We start from the raw sequence: 19,614 nt of genomic DNA on the forward strand, positions 1-19,614 counted from the left end.
GGGCGATCTATCCATGGGCAGGTTGAAGGTTAGGTAACACTGACTGGAGGACCGAACCGACTACCGTTGAAAAGTTAGCGGATGACCTGTGGATCGGAGTGAAAGGCTAATCAAGCTCGGAGATAGCTGGTTCTCCTCGAAAGCTATTTAGGTAGCGCCTCGTGTATCACTGCTGGGGGTAGAGCACTGTTTCGGCTAGGGGGTCATCCCGACTTACCAAACCGATGCAAACTCCGAATACCGGCAAGTGTCAGCACGGGAGACACACGGCGGGTGCTAACGTCCGTCGTGAAAAGGGAAACAACCCAGACCGTCAGCTAAGGTCCCAAAGTCATGGTTAAGTGGGAAACGATGTGGGAAGGCTTAGACAGCTAGGAGGTTGGCTTAGAAGCAGCCATCCTTTAAAGAAAGCGTAATAGCTCACTAGTCGAGTCGGCCTGCGCGGAAGATGTAACGGGGCTCAAACCATGCACCGAAGCTACGGGTTCAACGTAAGTTGAGCGGTAGAGGAGCGTTCTGTAAGCCTGTGAAGGTGAGTTGAGAAGCTTGCTGGAGGTATCAGAAGTGCGAATGCTGACATGAGTAACGACAATGCGAGTGAAAAACTCGCACGCCGAAAGACCAAGGGTTCCTGCGCAACGTTAATCGACGCAGGGTGAGTCGGTCCCTAAGGCGAGGCTGAAGAGCGTAGTCGATGGGAAACGGGTTAATATTCCCGTACTTCTAGTTACTGCGATGGGGGGACGGAGAAGGCTAGGCCAGCAAGGCGTTGGTTGTCCTTGTTTAAGGTGGTAGGCAGAGATCTTAGGTAAATCCGGGGTCTTAATGCCGAGAGCTGATGACGAGCTTTCTTTTAGAAAGCGAAGTGGTTGATGCCATGCTTCCAGGAAAAGCCTCTAAGCTTCAGGTAACTAGGAACCGTACCCCAAACCGACACAGGTGGTTGGGTAGAGAATACCAAGGCGCTTGAGAGAACTCGGGTGAAGGAACTAGGCAAAATGGCACCGTAACTTCGGGAGAAGGTGCGCCGGTGAGGGTGAATGATTTACTCAGTAAGCCCATGCCGGTCGAAGATACCAGGCCGCTGCGACTGTTTATTAAAAACACAGCACTCTGCAAACACGAAAGTGGACGTATAGGGTGTGACGCCTGCCCGGTGCCGGAAGGTTAATTGATGGGGTTAGCGCAAGCGAAGCTCTTGATCGAAGCCCCGGTAAACGGCGGCCGTAACTATAACGGTCCTAAGGTAGCGAAATTCCTTGTCGGGTAAGTTCCGACCTGCACGAATGGCGTAACGATGGCGGCGCTGTCTCCACCCGAGACTCAGTGAAATTGAAATCGCTGTGAAGATGCAGTGTATCCGCGGCTAGACGGAAAGACCCCGTGAACCTTTACTATAGCTTTGCACTGGACTTTGAATTTGCTTGTGTAGGATAGGTGGGAGGCTTTGAAGCGTGGACGCCAGTTCGCGTGGAGCCAACCTTGAAATACCACCCTGGCAACTTTGAGGTTCTAACTCTGGTCCGTTATCCGGATCGAGGACAGTGTATGGTGGGTAGTTTGACTGGGGCGGTCTCCTCCTAAAGAGTAACGGAGGAGTACGAAGGTGCGCTCAGACCGGTCGGAAATCGGTCGTAGAGTATAAAGGCAAAAGCGCGCTTGACTGCGAGACAGACACGTCGAGCAGGTACGAAAGTAGGTCTTAGTGATCCGGTGGTTCTGTATGGAAGGGCCATCGCTCAACGGATAAAAGGTACTCCGGGGATAACAGGCTGATACCGCCCAAGAGTTCATATCGACGGCGGTGTTTGGCACCTCGATGTCGGCTCATCACATCCTGGGGCTGAAGCCGGTCCCAAGGGTATGGCTGTTCGCCATTTAAAGTGGTACGCGAGCTGGGTTTAGAACGTCGTGAGACAGTTCGGTCCCTATCTGCCGTGGACGTTTGAGATTTGAGAGGGGCTGCTCCTAGTACGAGAGGACCGGAGTGGACGAACCTCTGGTGTTCCGGTTGTCACGCCAGTGGCATTGCCGGGTAGCTATGTTCGGAAGAGATAACCGCTGAAAGCATCTAAGCGGGAAACTCGCCTCAAGATGAGATCTCACTGGAGCCTTGAGCTCCCTGAAGGGCCGTCGAAGACTACGACGTTGATAGGCTGGGTGTGTAAGCGTTGTGAGGCGTTGAGCTAACCAGTACTAATTGCCCGTGAGGCTTGACCATATAACACCCAAACAATTTGGCTGTTAGACGGTAAGTCGACAAACAAACCGAAAATTTGCAAGAATTCGCGTTACCAAGATCACATACCCAATTCGCTGCAGCGGCTAAAACCGAAGCAGCAACCGAATTGCTTGACGATCATAGAGCGTTGGAACCACCTGATCCCATCCCGAACTCAGTAGTGAAACGACGCATCGCCGATGGTAGTGTGGGGTCTCCCCATGTGAGAGTAGGTCATCGTCAAGCTTCTATCCCAAACCCCCGATCTGCTTATGCGGATCGGGGGTTTGTCTTTGCGCGCAAGAAATGTCGAGTGACCGAGCGCGGCGTGCCAAGATGCCGGCCAGGATACGAGGGAATGCGCTCGTTCTTTTCCTGAAAAGAGCCGCCCCTCATCAGCCTGGTGGTTTTCTGCGCCAGCTTATGCAGGGACTTCAGGTCGTTGGCTGCGTAGCAGCGATCCCGAGTGCCGAAGCTGTGATGCCTGTTCCGCTCGGGTAACCAAACCTCATCCTTCGATTACGCTCAGGCAACATATGGGCTTCATCAGGGAGTTTGAATAGTCCCGGATTCTCTAGAGACCTCCAAGCCTCATAATGAGGTCCACTAGGAGGTGCCATGAGCAACCAGCGTTTCCCCGAAGAATTCAAGATCGAAGCGGTCAGGCAAGTGACTGAACGCGGTCTTCCCGTTGCCGAGGTAGCGGCCCGTCTGGGGCATGTCTGCACACAGCCTGTATGCGTGGATCAAGCGCTACAGCAAGCCAGAAGCCCAGCGTAATCAAGAGGATGATCAGCAGGCCGAGCTGCGTCGTCTGCGCGCCGAACTCAAACGCGTCACTAAAGAGCGAGACATCCTAAAAAAGGCCGCCGCGTACTTTGCCAGGGAGTCCGGCTGAGGTACGCCTTCATCAGTCAGTTAGCGGCGAACTATTCGATCCAGCACCTCTGCCTGGTTCTGAAAGTGCATCCCAGTGGTTACTACGCTTGGCGCGCCGAGCCCAAGTCGGCACGCGCCAAAGACGATCAGCGCTTGCTGGGTTTGATCAAGCACTCCTGGCTTGAGAGCGGTGGCGTCTACGGCTATCGCAAGATCCATGCAGATCTGCGCGAGTTGGGCGAAGGCTGCGGACGGCATCGAGTAGCCAGGCTGATGCGTGCAGAAGGATTGCGCTCGCAGACCGGCTACCGTCGGCGCCCCGGCTATTATGGTGGCAAGCCGACGGTGGCCTCGCCCAACCGCCTGGAGCGGCAGTTCAATGTCAGTGAGCCAAACAAGTTCTGGCTTACCGACATCACTTACATCCGCACGTATGAGGGCTGGTTGTACTTGGCGGTGGTGCTGGATTTGTTTTCACGCCAAGTGAGTGGCTGGTCGATGAAGCCACGGATGTGCAGCGACCTGGCCATTGATGCATTGCTGATGACGGTCTGGCGACGCAAGCCCAAACAGGAAGTGATGATTCACTCCGACCAGGGCAGCCAGTTCAGCAGTTCGGACTGGCAGAGCTTTCTCAAGGCTAACAACCTGGTCAGCGGCATGAGTCGCCGTGGCAACTGTCATGACAATGCCGTGGCCGAGAGCTTCTTCCAGCTGCTCAAGCGTGAGCGGATCAAGCGCAGGATTTACGGCAACCGGGATGAGGCACGAAGCGATGTGTTCGATTACATCGAGATGTTTTACAACCCCAAGCGGCGACAATGGTTTCGCCGAGAAGCTGTCGCCAGTAGAGTTCGAGCGACGTTATTTTCTGAGGCAGGGCGGCCTCTAGGAAAGTCGAGGCTATTCAGTCTGACACCCAGCTGGGCTTCTTGGACCGTGATGACCGATTGTTGGAATTCACTCCAACTGCAGCCGCCGAGGACAATCGCTCCATTCGTGAATTGTCCCAGAGGTTGCCTTGACGGTTCATGTTCTGCTTCATCCGATATCACTACTGCCGCTGTCAGAACAGCGGCGGTAGTACCAGTGGCCCGATCGTAATGAAACAGCTTGGCTCGCTGTTCGTAGGCCATATCAGAACTTTGATTAACCCTTTTGCATCTGGCTTGGCGGAAGTGCCAGACCCGTTGCGCCAAGATGTAACTGATGTTGCCGGAACACACCTAGTCGGATCATTTGGTAGTGAATCGCGTTTTAGCCGGATGCCTTCGCTTGCAGCATCCCGAGATGCTCCGACCGGCGTCCTGGCTGCGCAGTGCAAGCGCGGGGCAGCCACACGATAGCGTCGAATACGGTGCTCGTGGCAGCGAGGCCGCATCAAGCTGAGGATCGAACAGACACTTCCACCGACTCCCGCTTACCTCAACAGATCTTTCCAGCATGACGGGCTCAGCTGCGACCTGAGAGACGGAAAATTGACATGTTGAATAAAAAAGCCGCAGATGAACTGAGTTGATCTGCGGCTTCGGGGGTTAACCGGCCCTTACTTGGACAGGTTGTACTCCGCTGCAGCACCGGTGCCAATCACGCTGGCCGAAGGCAGCAGCTGGCTGATGAAGCGGTTCCAGCGGGTGATATTCGCTGGGCCGACGAACACCACATCCTGGGGCTGGAGAGGGAAGTGCTTCGCCAGGGCAAACGCGGTAGGTGACTTGGCATTCAGTTGGAATACCTTGGCTGGCTCCTTGGCCATGTCTTCTGCGCCGCGGATGACATACAGCGCCTCGCCGTCGGCGGTTTCCTGAGCAATGCCGCCTGCGGTGCCGATCGCATCCATCAGATTCATGCTGGTTGCCTTGAAGGAGAGAGCCTGTGGCTGCCTGACTTCGCCCAGCACGTAGATCTTGCGCTGGTCGTTGTAGGGCAGGTGGAGCTGATCGCCATCCTTCAAGTAAACCTGATGCAGCCAGGAGTCCGGGCGGTTGAGCGAGTCGACGTCCAGCATGTATTCGCGACCGTCACGCTTGAGCATCAGGCCGGTGAGATCGGCGGTTTCGGTGTCGACGCCGGCCTGGCCGATTGCCTGAACGATCGTCATCGGCGCGGTAGTCACCGGAACTTCGCCGGCGGTATCGAATGCACCGGAAACGATTACGCGCTGACTGCCAAAGCGCAGGATGGACACGTCGACCTGCGGGCTGTCGATGTAGTTGGTCAGGCGACGGGCGATGGTCGAGCGCAGCTCTTCGATGGTTTTACCTGCTGCTTCGACATTGCCGATATACGGGTAGAACAGCGTGCCGTCCGGCCGGACGAGGCGTCCGTTGGCGTCGAGCTGCTGCTGCGGGCCGGACGGCGCGGTCAGCTCAGGATGGTCCCAGACGGTGATGTAGAGCAGGTCGTTCGGGCCGATGCGGTAGGCCGATGGTTTGTAGCTCAGCAGTTCCTGCTTGCTCGACGTACCCGCGTCAGAAGCGAGGTCACCCTTGAGCATCTCGGGAGTGATTCGGATCAGGTGCACGGTGCCGTGTTCCGCTTCGGCGCCTTCGGTGAACTCATCCGGATCGAGATACTGACCAGGCGCGAAGGCACAGCCCTGAAGCGCTAGGGCGGAAGTCAATGCAAGAGCGGTAAATGCTTTCATGGGTATGTTCATCCTTGACGGAGTGGTTTTTGTTCAAAAAGTGAGACGGCATGGTTCACTGGTCTGGGTAAGGCATCGCGTTCGTTCTGCCTGGCAAAGACGACAGCCAAAATTTCTCTCCTTCTGACCGTTCCTCCCTCGCTGGGTGCGCAGCGAAGAAAGGGTCTGTTTCTGAGTAGCCTCCGCACTACCGGCGTCGACGGTTGAAGGACAGGAAGCCCGGATATCTCGGGCGTTAGCTCGCGCTCAAACGACAATGTCGAAACGCCACTCCTGCCATTCGCTTCAGTACGGATAGACCGTCTCGCTTTGGTCTGGTTCAAATCACATTCGTGTCTTTACGCCAGATTTTTCGATCTTTTCGCTACAGATCCTGATTTATCGGCGCGGCCCGTTGAGTACGATTGCTTTTCTCCCTGCGATAGGCCGGGACGATGAACAGCGCATCGTGGACGTAGCGCCTGACCAGCCGGCGAGGCTCGGAAAGCATCCGGTGCAGCCATTCCAGCTTGCAGTTCTGCATCCAGCGCGGTGCACGCTTGATGCTGCCGGTAGCGAAGGAAATGGACGCGCCGATGCAGAAGCCCATGCCCGTGCGCTCATGACTTTCGATGGAGCTGGCCAGGATCTCCTGGCGCGGCGCTCCGACGGCATAGAAGACCAGCTCGGAGGGATGTTCGCGGATAAACTCCAGGCAACGCCTGACTTCGTCGGGTCGGTCGATGAAGCCCATCGGCGGGTTGTGGTGATAAACCGTGATTCCCGGATAGAGGTTCTGCAGCTTGGTGCATTCCTCGTTCGACGCGCCGATCAGGACAATCCTTAGCCGCTCGCTATCGGCCCAGCGGAGCAGGTCGATAGTCAGATCGCTGCCCGGGATCACCTCTTCCACGGCAACGCCCAAACGCTGCAACAGCGGCATCAGCACGCGGCTATCGCACAGTCGCAGCCGGGCTTTCGAATAGGCTGCGCGCAGCGCCGCGTTGTGCTGCAGCTGAGCAAGGTGGTCCACGTTGGGCGTCACCACGAACGAGTAGGGCTGTTTCACCCCTTCACGGATAGAGGCGAGCAGGGCCGCCTTGCTACCGGTGTAGAAGGACACGCCGAAGGCATGGTTCGTATCACTCGACACGCATCGTTACTCCCTTGAAAGCACCCTTGATGCCCGACCACGCGAGGCCGGGATGGTTGAATTCCTTCATGACGGTTATCGCCGACAGGAAACACGCCGAGGCCAGCGCAAACGGCGCACCGTAGAAGCGCTTGTTGAAGCGCGTGGCCGCGCGATTGCGGTAGTAGTGGTAGAACGCCGAGCGTCCGCCCGAACTGAGCGAGCCGTAATGGAACAACCGGCTCTGCGGTACGACCTGGATGGAGACGCCGAACTTCTTGGCGTGGTATTGCCAGTCCACTTCCTCCGAGTACATGAAGTAGGCCTCGTCCATCATGCCGATACGTGCGAGCAGGGCTGCGGAGAACGCCAGGCTGCACCCCATCAGGTAATCGGGCTTTTCCCGGGTTTGCTGCATGGCCTCCAGAGGCTGGTCTTTGCCGAGCAGCTTCGCCTTGCCCAGTAGCGGATAAAGCTTGCCGCCGCCGTAACACTCGAGGCGGCCGGTATCGGCGCTGAGGATCACCGAGCCGACGAACTGGTTGTCGTTCTGCTTCAACGCCTGCAGCAATGGCGCAAAGGCATCGGAGTCGACGTAGGTGTCGTTGTTGACGATCCAGAAATACTCGGGCTGCAGATTCTCCAGCGCCCAGCGCAGGCCGTAGTTGTTGCCGCCGGCGTAGCCGTTGTTTTCCGGGTTGGCGAGAACCGTGACGTTCTGCAGGCCACGCTCTTCGCGCCACTGAGTGAAGGCCGCGAAGGAGCCGTCCTGCGAGTCATTGTCGATGACCACCACATGGTCGACCGCCGGGCAGTGCGCGAGCAGACTCTCTACGCAACTGATCGTTTCAGTAGCAGCTTTGTAGTTGAGAATAAGTGCGACGTTCATGGATTCGTTCCTGGCTGCGGAGGTAGCGAGCTTTCAAGGCGTGGATGACAAAGAGCATGGCGATGACGGGTTGCCCGTATTCCATCAGGCCGTTGAGCGGCCAGATGACGAAGTACGCGAGCATGACGGGGTAGATGAAACTCATGTCCGGGCTGATGTTCTTGGCGATCCGGCGATAGATCATCAGCGTCAGCGGAATCACCAGGAAGGTCAGAAAGCCGAAGCGGAATAGCGTGCCGATGATTCCGACGTCGGAAAGGAAGAAGTGTTCCCCGAAGTAGGGGATGAAACCGTCCTGCCACATCAGTGACAGCGAGCCGCTGGGCAGCCAGTTGACGATATCCAGATGGTTCATGATCGCCGCGATGGTGATCGAGCGTGCACCGTCCTCCACGCTTTCCAGCGAGCTGTCGTAGAACTCGACATTGAGGCCCAGTAGTTCGAGCAGGCTCGGATAGAAGTAGAGCGGCGACAACAGGATGGTCAGCGACGCGGCCCAGATGATCGCCTTCGCCCGCAGGCAGAACAGCGTGAACGCCAGGCAGAGCACGATCAGCTGGCGGGTCTGGGTGGCGAATACCAGCGTCAGCAGCAGCAGGGCGGCCAGCACCAGATACAGCGTCTTGCTGCGCGCGGCGCCGGAGATCGGCGAGGCGCCCTTGGACCAGATCTGGATGCAATAGAAGTAACCGAAGCAGATCAGGAAGGGGCCGATGGACGAGCGGTCCGGGCGGTCATCCGAGCGCACTTCCGGACGCATGTCGGGAATCACCCCGAACTTGAAGCACCACGAGAAGAAGGCGGCGAACAAGGCGGCATAGATGAAGGCGCGTTCGAACTGTAGCGTGCTGACCCGTTTGGAAAGAAACAGCACGGGCGCGAAGCCCAGGCAGAACAGCACACGCCGCTCTTCGATCAGGCCGTAGACGATCGGTTGCCCATAGGTGAAGTAGGCAAATACCGCCGGCAATATCCAGAACACCACCATGCTGTACAGGCAGTAGTACATCAGGACGCGGAATTCGCGCGGCGCTTCCTCTGCCGAAGCGAGCACCAGCAACAGCGCGAAGATGATGCAGATCGCCAGGTACAGCTCGTTCACCCCCTTCAGACCGTAGGGGTTGTGCGGGCTGTCGCCGAACACGGAGAAATGCAGCACGATCACCAGGAACAGCAGCGGGAAATAGAAGAAGCGCGAAGTGAATGTGTTCATCAACCTGAATCCTTAGGTTTGAGGTCCCTGTCCGCAGGGCCGCTTCATGCGGACTCCAAGGACCGCCGCTTGATCTTCTTGCGCCGTACCAGCAGGCCGGTGAACGCCTTGAAGCTCTGGTAGAGGCCGATTTCTCTGATCCCCTTGCCCAGCTCGAAGCCCTTGTAGCTGGGCGTCTTGAGCATCAGCAGCTTCATGGCCCACAACCGCGGCAGGATCGTGGTGCGCCGGTAATACTGGAACGGCTGGATCGCGAAGATGCCGGCCGTATCGAAAGCTTCCGCTTGGACAACGCCATCGGCCTCGGCGTTGCGAAACAATTCGCGCCCCTTGTCGGTGCGGATCAGAATCAGCGAATTGCCGTCGCGCTCCTCGAACGACGGATAGCCTTTTTCGTCGCCTTCCCAGCCGTCCGCGCAGACGATATCGGCGAACTCGCCGATGCCGTCCGGGCAGATCTTGCAGCGCGTCTGCAGGTGGCGGTTGAGCACCTTTCCCCAGGAATCGTTGTAGGTCATGGTGCGCGCGTCGCCGTTCTTCAACGTCGCCTTGGTCAGCCCCGGCCAGCCGTCGCCGCGATAGCGGAAGCTGGTAACGTCCTCGCGCTCGACACCCAGCTGATCCAGAACCTGCTCGGTACCGTGCAGGCTCGGCGTGCCGGCGCACATGAACGACACCACGTAGGGGATGTTCTGCTTCAGGCGCGGGTCGTGCGCCTGCATCTGGCGTACCGCGGCCACGTCGCATGGTTTGCCGATGAACAGGTACTTCTCGGTGGACATCGCCACCCACTTCAGCGCCTGAGCCGGCGAGGCCGGCGCGTAGCGCGAACCCGACGAGGCGATGATGTTCTGCCGCGAGCGGCTGATGGTGGCGACGTTCTCCAGCGGATCGGTTTGCGACGCCTGGATCTGGATCACCCCGTCGACCAGTTTCTGCTCCAGGCAGTATTGCGCCAGTGCCGAAATCACTCCGCCCGAAGAGCCGGCCTGACGCACTTCGTTGTCCAGCGCGTGGCCCTTGAGCGTCTCGAGGATTTCCCCCCATACCGGGTGATAGTTGGCCGTTTTGTACGGACGGATATCGAGGTTCAGTGCCGGGCAGGACTTGGCGAAGGCGCTGCTGGCCTCTTCGCTGGCAATCGCCTTGCCCGCGTAGGCCTTGTTCAGCACCGGGCGGTGGTAGCCATCGGCGTTCAGCCGGATCTGTACGGCATCGTCCGAGGCAACCGAGCTGCACATGCCGCAGCCGCTGCACAGGTCGTTCTTCAGGACGCGATTCAACAAAGCTTTCATACCAGCCTTCCCTTGAGCTGCGGGACGCGCGCGAAGCGGTCCCGGTGTTTGACGATGCCGGTCATGCGCTGCGCTGCCTGCGGTAGATGTTCTGCACCGCATAACCGTAAATGAGGGTCAGCACCGCCATGCCCAGAGTGGACACCCAAGGTGCTGCTTGTATCCCGTGGCCGGGAATGAAAATCCAGTAACACGCGACTGTGATCACACCGGAGAAGATGATTCCGAAGGTGCGCAGGAAGCCGGTGCCCATCGCCATCAGCTGTACGCCGAGGCCGGCGGCGACGAAACGGGCGAAGGTGAAGCAGGCGAAGGCCAGCCACAGCGTGTTGAGTTCGGCGTAGCTGGCGCCGAGGAAGTAATCGGTGAACAGCGGACCGATGAAATAGAAGGCGAGGGCGAATATCAGGCCCATCGCGACGTACTCGCCGAGGATGCGCGCGCCGTAGCGCACCAGTTCGCGGCTCTGGTTGTGCAGCCGGTAGGCGAAGCGCGGAATATGTACGCTGGCCAGCAGTACGCTGAACGGCACCGCGCCTTGCAGCAGGCGCGAGCCGGCGAAATAGATGCCAGCGGCCTCGCGCCCGGCCAGGTGGTTGACCAGGATGACGTCCAGCTGCGCGAAGATGTTGGTGGCGCCGCTGTCCACGGCAAAGCTGGTCGAACTCTTGAAGCGCTCGGCCAGTACCTGCCAGGAATTGCGCACGATGCCCGCCAGATGGACGATCTTCGCCAGCGCGCGCAATGCGCCGGCCGCGTAGATCAGGCGCGAGACCAGGAACGCCAGGCCGATCGCGACCACATCGTTACGCAGCACGATGGCCAACCCGATCAGCACGAAGTGGATCAGTGCGGTGACGACCACGATGCGCGTTTCGCGCTGGAACTGACCGATGCTGCGAAACACCGTCAGCGCCAGATCGCCATAGGACGAGGCCAGCGTACCGAGCAGGAACAGCACCGAGGCAACGCGCTCGGCCATGCTCAGGTCCAGCACGAACAGAATCACCGGCAACAGGATCGCGCACGCCGGCAGCACCAGCAGCGTCTTCGCCGCCAGACTGGCCGACATGATCTCGCCGGCACGCTCGCGCTCGGCGCCGATGTCACGTAGCGCGCGCATGCCGAAGCCGTAGTCGGTCACCAGCGCGACGATGGTCGACCAGGTGATGACGATCGAGATGAAACCGAAGTCGGTGGGGCCGAGCGTCCGTGCCAGGATCAACAGCGTGCCAAGCTGCACGGCGGTGCGGGCCGCCGTGGTGACTCCCATCAGGGCGTGGTCGCGCATGCTTATCTCTGGTACGCAGGCTGGCCCTGGTTCAGCGAAACCAGGATCTGCTCCAGCCCGAGGCTGTAGGCATCGAGCTTGCGGCGGATGATCGCGCCGCTGGCGGCGACTTCCGTCTTCAGCTGCTCGCGGTTGTCCAGGTGCTCCAGCACGGCTTCCAGTGCGCTGGCGGTCGACTCGGTCTTGAGGTCTACCACGCGGTGGTAGTCGAGCGACTGGTAGAGCCCGGAGAATTTGCGGCTGTAGGCCAGCGGCACCACCGGCACGCCGGCGGAGAAGGCGGCGATAGTCGCGTGCATGCGCGCGCCGACGAAGAAGTCCAGCCCGCTGATATACGACTTCGCCTCGATCGGCCCCTTGAAGCGCGGCGCCAGTTTCAGCTCCGGATAACGCTGCTGCAGTTGCAGGGATACCGTGTAGTCATCCTCGGCGGGGAAGCCGATGGGGATCACGTGCGGCACCAGATGCACCTCATGACCGCGCGCCAGCAGTGCGCGGATCAGTTCGTCGGTGAGCTGTTTGTAATCGGCGCGGAGGCCGAACTGGTTGGCGCTGCCTTCGTAGCCGCCGTGATGCAACAGCGCCGAAACGCTGATGCCGATGGCCAGCCGGTCCGGCTGACGCTCGCGCACCTGGCGCTCGAAGGGCAGGTGGAAGGCGACGTCGATCACCTCGTCACGGTTGACGATGCCGAGCTGCTTGAGCACATCGAACGACTGGTGATCGCGGGCGAACACCAGCGTGCTCTTCTTCATCACCCAGGCCGACGCCTTGGTGCCCCAGCCCGACTTGAACGGGCCGATGGTCTGCGGCGAGAGGATCAGCGGTACCCGCGCGCCCAACGCCATGCCCTTGCTCACCAGCAGTTTGATCAGGCGCTTGGCACCGTAGATATCGGAGAAGCTGTCGCCCTCGCCGATATCGAAGATCGCGTCGCACGAGGCGATCGCGCGGTACAGCCCGTGCGGGTTCTTCAGCAGGTTCTGCTCGTTGAACTCGATGAATTCGTACTTGAAGCGTTCGGTCGACGGCGGGTAATCGCAGGGACCCGACGAGCCGATGATGAGGAATTCAGGGGTGATGCCACATTTACGCGCGGCCTCGTCGATCAGCAGCATGTTGGAAATGCTCAGCGCGCCGACGCCGAGATTGCCGGAAGAGAACGAGTGCCATAGCAGTCCGAATTTCATGTTGATCACTCCAGAAAAGGTCAGGGCCGGTGAGCGGGCGTGGGGCCGATGGCCGTGCAATCGTTGGCAAGGTGCTTGCGCATGAGCGCCATCTGCGGGCGGTCCTGGCCGTTGCGCGGCTCGACCGCCAGCTTGTAGCGGCCCCAGCCAGGGCCGCCGGCCCAGTAGGCGCTGGGTATGCAGTGTTGGTTGAGGTAGGCGAGCAGGTTGTCCATCGCCACCGCTGCTTCGGGGTTGTCGTCGGGAATCCCGTATTCGCCGAGAAAGCCTTTCTGGCCGTGCTTCTGCAGCCACTCGACGAATGGCTGGGCGCGTTTCACGCCGAGCATCGGGTCGATGTTGCGGCTCTTGCCCGGCAGGTACTTGCCGGAGAAGTCCTCGTCGAAATACAGGTGTGCCTCGTAGACGATGCGCCCGGCCGGGTCGTCGATCAGCAGGTTGGCGTTCACCAGCGGCCAGTGGTAGGCGCTGGCCCAGCGCTCGCCCTCGATGAAGATCAGCGTCTGCGTGTCCACCTCGCGGATGGCATCGACCGCCGCCTGCGCCGCGCCGGGCCAGAGCCCGACGGTGCCGTGCGGCTCGTTCATGATGTCGTAGCCGTACAGCGCCGGATGATCCTTGAAGCGCTCGGCGAGCTTGCGCCAGACATCGGCATACGCGGCGTAGGGCACCGTCGCCGAACCGATCAGCTCGCCCTGGTAGCGGCCGTAGTTGTGCATGTCGAGGATGACTTTCTGGTCATGCTGCATGGCCAGGTCGAGGGTCTTCTTCAGCAGGCGCACCTGGTCGAAGTTCAGCCCTTCGCCCTGGCGGTGCTGCACGCGCTCCCAGAGGAACGGGAAGCGGATCAGGCGGATGCCTTGCTGACGGTAGTAGGCGAAGTGCTTTTTCTCGGGATAGAAGTAGTGCGTGCCGTTCTTGCCCGGCACGACGTGCGGTGCAAAACCGGCGCCGGACAGGTTCACGCCGATCAGGTCGATACCGCGCTGCGCGTCCTCGGCCGCCTGCACGGGCAGGGCCACGAGCAGCAGCGCAGCGAGGGCGGCAGCCAGTCGTGTCGCCTGTTTCGGTCGCTGGCGGAAGAGGAGCGTCATTGCGTTACACCTGTCGATCGGCAAAAGGAGGTCCGCCGAGGCACGCAGCCTCGCAGCGGGGAACGGGAAAATTGGGCCGGCTATGCGGCGCGGACAGGCACCGCAGCCCTCGGGCCGCGGTGCCGTTGCGTCATTTGTTGCTTACGTATTCGTACTGGTAGTAACCGTACTCGCCGTAGGTGGAGGCTTTGCGGATCACTGCGTTGAAGATCACGCCCTTGACCAGCAGGCCGTTCTGCTCGAGGCGGCGCTTGGCGGCCTCGATTTCCTTGATGCCGTTCATGCCGTAGCGGGTGACCATCAGCGTGGTACCGGCCTGGCTGCCGACCAGCGCGGCGTCGGTGACGGCGAGGATCGGCGGCGTGTCGAAGATCACCAGGTCGTACATGGTGCTGATTTCTTTGACGAACCGGGCGAAGTTCTCGTGCATCAGCAGTTCGGACGGGTTCGGCGGCAGCTGGCCGTGGCTGATCACGTGCAGGTTGTTCAGCTGGGTCTTCTGGATCGCATCGAACAGGGTGATGCGGCCGGAGAGGATGTCGGACAGGCCCTTTTCGCCGTCGGCGCGCATGACCTTGTGCAGGTAACCCTTGCGCATGTCGGCGTCCACCAGCAGCACGCGCTTGCCGGACTGGGCGATGACCGCGGCCAGGTTGGTGGTGACGAACGACTTGCCGACTGCCGGGCTCGGGCCGGTGATCATCAGCACGTTGTTCTTCGCCTCGATCATCGCGAAGTGCAGGCTCGTACGCAGGCTGCGCATGGCTTCGGTGGCGAGATCGGCCGGGTCGTTGACCGTCAGCAGGTAGGAGGCCGTGCTCTTGTCGCGCTTGAAGTTGGCCAGGCGCTTCTCCAGACCGGCCTGCTTCTCGCTGAACGGAATCGCCGCGTAAACCGGGGTGCCCGCGCGCTCGATGTCTTCCGGGTTCTCCACGCCGCGCTTGAGTGCCTCACGCACGTAGACGAACGCCACGGCGAGCAGCCCGCCGAGCAGGGTGGCGACGATGACCAGCAGCGGCTTGTTCGGCTTGACCGGGTTTTCCAGGTCGGCGGCAGCGTGGTCGATGATGCGCACGTTGCCCACGGTGCCGGCGCGGATGATGTCCAGCTCCTGGGTCTTGTTCAGCAGCATCGAGTAGGTTTCCGAAGACACTTCGACGTCGCGGTTCAGACGCAGCAGTTCCTGCTGGGTCGACGGCAGGGTGCCGATCTGCTTCTCCAGTTCAGCCTTCTGCGTCTGCAGTTGGTTGATCTGGTTGATCAGCGCCTGGAAGTTCGGGTGCTGACGGGTGAAGCGGCGCTCCATCTCGGTACGCTTGAGGTTCTGCTCGGAGATCTGCGCTTCCAGATCGACGATGCGGTCGAGCACCGACTGGGTTTCGGCGGTGATGTCGACGGTCTTGGAACCGGTCTGGTACTTGTTCAGCGCGGTCTGGGCGGCTTCCAGCTGCTTGCGCACAGCCGGCACCTGCTCGTTGAGGAACTCCAGGCTCTGCGTGGCTTCGGCCGCGTTGCGCGCGACGTTCTGCTCGACATAGCGCTGCGCGACTTCTTCCAGTACGCGGACCGCTTCTTCCGGGTCAGTGTCCTCCAGCGTCACGTTGACGATGCCGGACTGCTTGCCGTGTTCAGCGGCCGACAGGCGCTGCTGGTAGCTTTCGGTGGTGTTGTAGGTGCGGTTCTTGATCACCGTGAAGGTGGTGCCGGGACGGGCGATCAGCTTCTCCACGTTGACGCGGAATTCCTCGGTTTCCACCGGCTCGCCGACCACGCCCTGGACCACGACTTCGTCGTCCGGGTCGCGCAGGATGAAGCCGTTGTTTTCCGCGGCCTCCAGGACCAGTTCTTCGCCGTGCAGCTGATCCGGCACATCCAGCTGAGTGATCTTCAGCTGCTCGCCGCCCCAGGCGTAGGACTCGAAGCCGTCCGGGTACCAGCCCAGCTCGCCTTCTTCCTTGGGTTCGAAGCGGCGTGCCATGAAGCCGCCGATGATCGGGAAATGATGCGGCTCGATGATGATGTCCAGATTCAGGCTTTGTACCGCGCCACCCACCACCGAGCGGGATTTCAGCAGGGCGATCTCGGTCTGTGCCGGCGAAACCGGTGGGTTGGTGTTGACCACGTCGGTCAGGCTGGGCAAGCCGTTCTTTGGTTCGATCTGGATCATGGCGCTGGCGAGATACACCGGGGTCGACAGCAGCGCGTAGGCAATGCCCAGGGCGGCGAAGAAGCCGGTGATGCTCATGATGAGCGCGCGGTTGTTGAGGAACGTGTCAAAGAGGTGGGCCAGGTCGATGTCCTTGTCCTCTTTGGTTTCATAGATCGGGCGGGGCATGGTTGTCATCGAAGTTCCTTCTTCTTATTTCAGGTAAGGAAGCCAGCTTTCGACGGCTTGCGTCAGAAGCGTGTGTACGTGTTCAAAGGCGGGCCGGGACTGGCGGTAGGGATCGGGGATCTCCAGCTCGTCCTGCCACTTGCCGATCAGGAATGTCTTGCCATGCACTTCCGGCGCGATCTGGCGGATGTGCTGGATATGGCTGTGTTCCATGGCCAGGATGAGGTCGGCGTCGTGCAGCATGTGACTGTCGACCTGGCGGGCGCGGTGGGCCGTGAAGTCCAATCCGTGCTCCTGCAGTACGTCATGCGCGGTTTTGTCCATCGGGTTACCTACTAATGCACCGATACCTGCCGAACTGATCGTCAGGCCTTGTCCGCTGAGTCTGTGGGCCAGCAACGCCTGCGCTGTGGGGCTGCGGCAGATGTTTCCGACACAGACGATCAAGATGTTTTCAAACATGTGCGTTCCGCCTTGCCGGCTGGTTGCCGGCCACGGCGGAGCCCGCCGGTGCTGAACGCCAAAGTGAGATAGTGGTGGGGTTCATTAGTTCCTTCCTGCCGCGCCCGCCGCGCCGTGGGCATCGCTGCCCATGAAACGCGGCCCGGCGGGCGCGTGCGGATCAGTAGACGTCTTTGTTGAAGAGCAGCGCCGGAACGGTGCGAAAGAGGATGTAAAGGTCGAACCAGACCGACCAGCGTTCGATGTAGTCCAAGTCGTACTCGACGCGTTTTTCGATCTTTTCGAGGGTGTCGGTTTCACCGCGATAGCCGTTGATCTGCGCCCAGCCGGTGATGCCCGGCTTGACCCGGTGGCGTGCCGAGTATTCGGCCACGGCATCTTCGAACAGCACGCCGGCGGCCTTGGTGGCGGTCGCGTGCGGACGCGGACCGACCATCGACATGCTGCCGAGGAACACGTTGATCAGCTGCGGCAGCTCATCGAGGCTGGTCTTGCGGATGAAGCGGCCGACGCGGGTGATGCGGTCGTCGTGGCGCGTGGTCTGGCGGTCGGCGTTGGCGTCGCTCTTCTCGTGGTACATCGAGCGGAACTTGAACACCTCGATCAGCCGGTTGTTGTAGCCGTAGCGCTTCTGCTTGAAGAACACCGGCCCGCGCGAGTCGATCTTGATCGCCAGCGCGATCAGCAACATCACCGGCGCGGCGGCCAGCAGGGCGATGCTGGACAGCACGAGGTCTTCCAGGCGCTTGAACAGCGGTGACCAGCCACGCAGCGGCAGGTCCGAGGCGATCAGCGTGGGCAGACCGGCGACTTCGGTGATGCGCTTGTTGGCGTGGCGGAAGGCGACCATGTCCGGCACCAGCAGCACGTTGACCGGCAGCTTGCGCAGTTCATTGATGACCTGGCCGATGCGGCTGTCAGCGAACCAGGGCAAGGCGACCAGCACCTGAGTGACCTTTTCTTCGCGAATCATGCGCTCCAGATCACGGGTGTTACCCAGCAGCGGCAGGTTGCACAGTTCGCTCGGCAGGCGCTCCAGGCGGTCATCGATGAAGCCGAGCACGCCGGTGCGGATGTCGCGGTTGTGCTGCAGGTATTCGGCGACGCGCTGGCCGTTCTCCGTGCCACCAAGGATCACCGCGTTCTGCAGGTACATGCCGCGCGCCATCAGACGGCGGAACAGGGCGAGCATTGCCAGACGCTCGGCGCCGAACAGCACCGCGCTGGTGACGAACCAGAAGGCCAGATGCTCGGCGTCCAGGTAGCTGAACAGGCCCATGCCCTGGTGCATGAAAATCAGCAGGCTGAACGCCGCAGCCCAGGCCAGCAGCATGATGCGAAAGCGCAGCAGGGTGCTGAACACTTCCTCGCTGTAGATGCCGACCGACTGGAAGATGACGATACTCAGCACGCCGAAGAACATCAGGAAGGCACTGAACGCACCGCCACCGGCCGGCAGGTCCTGCAGGAACATCAGCAGCAGCAAACCCGGCAGAATGGCCGTCAGGCCGTGGATTAGGCGGACGCTGGCGAGAAAGTAATCGACGAAACTGGGGTGAGCGTACTCAAGTGTTCCCACGGACTGTAAACGCATTACAAGGCTCCCTTCCTCAGCTACTACGGCTGGTCTTTGCTCGTTTCGAATCGCCGCGGCACGCACTGCCTGATGGCAGGCGGCTATCGCAACCTCATTTAGGACAATGGCTCCGACCGTCCTCGGTGAAATGAGTTCATTGGCTCGCGAGGCTCCGCCAGGAATCTGTAAAAAATCTGTTCTGTCCTGTAACTCGTTGATTTTCATGGGGTGTCGCTATTCCGGCGCACCATCAAGGCTGCGCCAGAGCGGCGTGGGCTGCCGACCGGTGGCCGCACCTATCGAAGTTTTGGGTTAATCCCGAACGAGCCGCCCGCTACAACTTTCCACCGGCGCGACAGGTCTGATCTGCGTATCCGACTAGAAGGAAGCGCTTTCATGAGCCAGCCCAAAGCCTTGCTGATCCTGCATGGCAAGCAGTCGCTCAATGACGAGGTGCGCGCGGCCGTGGACCGGCAGCGTGAGCTCGGCTGGGACCTGGCCGTGCGCGTCACCTGGGAGGCCGGGGATGTCGAACGGCTGGTCTGCGAGGCGCTCGATGCCGGCCATCGCCTGCTGATTGCCGGCGGTGGCGACGGCACGCTGCACGAAGTGGCCGAAGCCATGCTGCGGCATCCAGCCGATGCCAGTCTGGCGTTGCTGCCGCTGGGCAGCGCCAACGATTTTGCCCGCGCCGCGGGGATTCCCTCGGAGCCCTTCGACGCGCTGGGGCTGCTGGACCAGCCGGCAGTGGCGATCGACCTCGGTGAAATGAACGGCAGTCCATTCGTCAACATGGCCACTGGCGGATTCGGCTCGAAGGTCACGGCCAACACCTCGGAAGATCTCAAGCGCGTGCTCGGCGGTGGTGCCTACCTGCTGACCGGGCTGACGCGCTTCGCCGAGATCCATTCCGCCTATGGCCGTTTTCGCGGGCCGGATTTCGAGTGGGAGGGCGACTTCCTCGCGCTCGGCATCGGCAACGGTCGTCAGGCCGGGGGCGGACAGCTGCTCTGTCCACAGGCGCTGATCGATGACGGCCTGCTGGATGTCTGTATCGTGCCGGCCCCGGAAGATGCCGTGGGCACGCTGGGTACGTTGCTCAGCGGCGGATTGCGTGGCGTCGAGGCCGTCTCGGTCAACGCGCGGCTGGCGTGGCTGGAAGTCGAGGCGCCGGAGCCGATCGACATCAATCTGGATGGCGAGCCGGTGGCCGAGGCCAACCTGCATTTCCGCGTGCGGCCCGGCGCGTTGCGCATGCACCTGCCGGCGGATTCGCCGCTGCTGCACCAGGATTGAGTCGCTGCGCGGGCGGGTGAGGGCGGATCTGGCGGTCGATTTAACCGGCGGATCGACATCGCGCTTAAAGGGCGCGGCAATGTGGCCGATATCACGATATCCACTTCGTCCAAGG

General features: G+C 60.6%; 12 protein-coding genes, 2 rRNA genes and 1 pseudogene (1 of these 15 only partly in view). 4 read left to right on the top strand and 11 right to left on the bottom strand.

Going from position 1 to position 19,614, the window contains the following annotated elements:
• The 3 genes and pseudogenes from AC0ZJQ_RS07055 to AC0ZJQ_RS07065 all read left to right on the top strand — a co-directional run.
• A 23S ribosomal RNA gene (locus tag AC0ZJQ_RS07055) occupies positions 1–2,221 on the top strand (it extends 670 nt beyond the left edge of the window).
• A gap of 130 nt (positions 2,222–2,351) precedes the next feature.
• Positions 2,352–2,467, top strand: a 5S ribosomal RNA gene (rrf, locus tag AC0ZJQ_RS07060).
• Positions 2,468–2,839: 372 nt separating this feature from the next.
• Positions 2,840–3,992: pseudogene (locus AC0ZJQ_RS07065) on the top strand (IS3 family transposase).
• A 654-nt stretch (positions 3,993–4,646) separates the two neighbouring features.
• Here the strand turns inward: AC0ZJQ_RS07065 and AC0ZJQ_RS07070 are convergent.
• The 11 genes from AC0ZJQ_RS07070 to AC0ZJQ_RS07120 form a co-directional block, all read right to left on the bottom strand.
• A complete protein-coding gene (locus tag AC0ZJQ_RS07070) occupies positions 4,647–5,747 on the bottom strand; it encodes a polysaccharide biosynthesis/export family protein (RefSeq protein WP_008566939.1) in 1,101 nt (366 codons plus the stop codon).
• A gap of 364 nt (positions 5,748–6,111) precedes the next feature.
• Positions 6,112–6,879, bottom strand: a complete 768-nt coding sequence (locus AC0ZJQ_RS07075) for a WecB/TagA/CpsF family glycosyltransferase (RefSeq protein ID WP_165594911.1) — start codon at positions 6,877–6,879, stop codon at positions 6,112–6,114.
• On the bottom strand, positions 6,869–7,747 hold the full coding sequence (locus tag AC0ZJQ_RS07080) for a glycosyltransferase family 2 protein (protein WP_165594912.1): 879 nt from the start codon (positions 7,745–7,747) through the stop codon (positions 6,869–6,871). The genes AC0ZJQ_RS07075 and AC0ZJQ_RS07080 overlap by 11 nt, the downstream gene beginning before the upstream one ends.
• Complete coding sequence (locus AC0ZJQ_RS07085; protein WP_476477584.1) at positions 7,707–8,960, bottom strand: hypothetical protein; 1,254 nt, start codon at positions 8,958–8,960, stop codon at positions 7,707–7,709. Before AC0ZJQ_RS07085 ends, AC0ZJQ_RS07080 begins: the two co-directional genes overlap by 41 nt.
• Positions 8,961–9,004: 44 nt before the next feature.
• Positions 9,005–10,255, bottom strand: coding sequence for a Coenzyme F420 hydrogenase/dehydrogenase, beta subunit C-terminal domain (locus tag AC0ZJQ_RS07090; protein WP_476477585.1), 1,251 nt, complete (start codon positions 10,253–10,255; stop codon positions 9,005–9,007).
• 61 nt (positions 10,256–10,316) lie between these two features.
• The gene (locus AC0ZJQ_RS07095; RefSeq protein ID WP_165594914.1) at positions 10,317–11,546 is read right to left on the bottom strand and encodes an oligosaccharide flippase family protein; all 1,230 of its coding nucleotides are present in this window, start codon (positions 11,544–11,546) and stop codon (positions 10,317–10,319) included.
• Between the two features lie 2 nt (positions 11,547–11,548).
• The gene (locus AC0ZJQ_RS07100; protein WP_167138129.1) at positions 11,549–12,736 is read right to left on the bottom strand and encodes a polysaccharide pyruvyl transferase family protein; all 1,188 of its coding nucleotides are present in this window, start codon (positions 12,734–12,736) and stop codon (positions 11,549–11,551) included.
• Positions 12,737–12,756: 20 nt separating this feature from the next.
• A complete protein-coding gene (locus AC0ZJQ_RS07105) occupies positions 12,757–13,830 on the bottom strand; it encodes a glycoside hydrolase family 5 protein (protein WP_458989457.1) in 1,074 nt (357 codons plus the stop codon).
• Between the two features lie 130 nt (positions 13,831–13,960).
• Positions 13,961–16,174, bottom strand: coding sequence for a polysaccharide biosynthesis tyrosine autokinase (locus tag AC0ZJQ_RS07110; RefSeq protein WP_008566948.1), 2,214 nt, complete (start codon positions 16,172–16,174; stop codon positions 13,961–13,963).
• Positions 16,175–16,189: 15 nt separating this feature from the next.
• Entirely contained in the window at positions 16,190–16,627 is a 438-nt protein-coding gene (locus tag AC0ZJQ_RS07115) for a low molecular weight protein-tyrosine-phosphatase (protein ID WP_037019287.1), read from the bottom strand.
• Positions 16,628–16,787: 160 nt separating this feature from the next.
• Positions 16,788–18,221, bottom strand: a complete 1,434-nt coding sequence (locus AC0ZJQ_RS07120) for an undecaprenyl-phosphate glucose phosphotransferase (protein ID WP_008566951.1) — start codon at positions 18,219–18,221, stop codon at positions 16,788–16,790.
• 378 nt (positions 18,222–18,599) lie between these two features.
• Here AC0ZJQ_RS07120 and yegS point away from each other — a divergent pair, with 378 nt between their 5' ends.
• Positions 18,600–19,499, top strand: a complete 900-nt coding sequence (gene yegS / locus AC0ZJQ_RS07125; protein ID WP_165594918.1) for a lipid kinase YegS — start codon at positions 18,600–18,602, stop codon at positions 19,497–19,499.
• The last annotated feature ends 115 nt before the right edge of the window (positions 19,500–19,614 follow it).

This window comes from Stutzerimonas sp. 21-1 (assembly GCF_056336065.1).

Bases quoted from the DNA above. Each gene is read 5' to 3' on its own strand.
- AC0ZJQ_RS07070 (WP_008566939.1), bottom strand. From the start codon at position 5,747: ATGAAAGCATTTACCGCTCTTGCATTGACTTCCGCCCTAGCGCTTCAG.
- AC0ZJQ_RS07080 (WP_165594912.1), bottom strand. From the start codon at position 7,747: ATGAACGTCGCACTTATTCTCAACTACAAAGCTGCTACTGAAACGATC.
- AC0ZJQ_RS07085 (WP_476477584.1), bottom strand. From the start codon at position 8,960: ATGAACACATTCACTTCGCGCTTCTTCTATTTCCCGCTGCTGTTCCTG.
- AC0ZJQ_RS07090 (WP_476477585.1), bottom strand. From the start codon at position 10,255: ATGAAAGCTTTGTTGAATCGCGTCCTGAAGAACGACCTGTGCAGCGGC.
- AC0ZJQ_RS07095 (WP_165594914.1), bottom strand. From the start codon at position 11,546: ATGCGCGACCACGCCCTGATGGGAGTCACCACGGCGGCCCGCACCGCC.
- AC0ZJQ_RS07100 (WP_167138129.1), bottom strand. From the start codon at position 12,736: ATGAAATTCGGACTGCTATGGCACTCGTTCTCTTCCGGCAATCTCGGC.
- AC0ZJQ_RS07105 (WP_458989457.1), bottom strand. From the start codon at position 13,830: ATGACGCTCCTCTTCCGCCAGCGACCGAAACAGGCGACACGACTGGCT.
- AC0ZJQ_RS07110 (WP_008566948.1), bottom strand. From the start codon at position 16,174: ATGACAACCATGCCCCGCCCGATCTATGAAACCAAAGAGGACAAGGAC.
- AC0ZJQ_RS07115 (WP_037019287.1), bottom strand. From the start codon at position 16,627: ATGTTTGAAAACATCTTGATCGTCTGTGTCGGAAACATCTGCCGCAGC.
- AC0ZJQ_RS07120 (WP_008566951.1), bottom strand. From the start codon at position 18,221: ATGCGTTTACAGTCCGTGGGAACACTTGAGTACGCTCACCCCAGTTTC.
- yegS (WP_165594918.1), top strand. From the start codon at position 18,600: ATGAGCCAGCCCAAAGCCTTGCTGATCCTGCATGGCAAGCAGTCGCTC.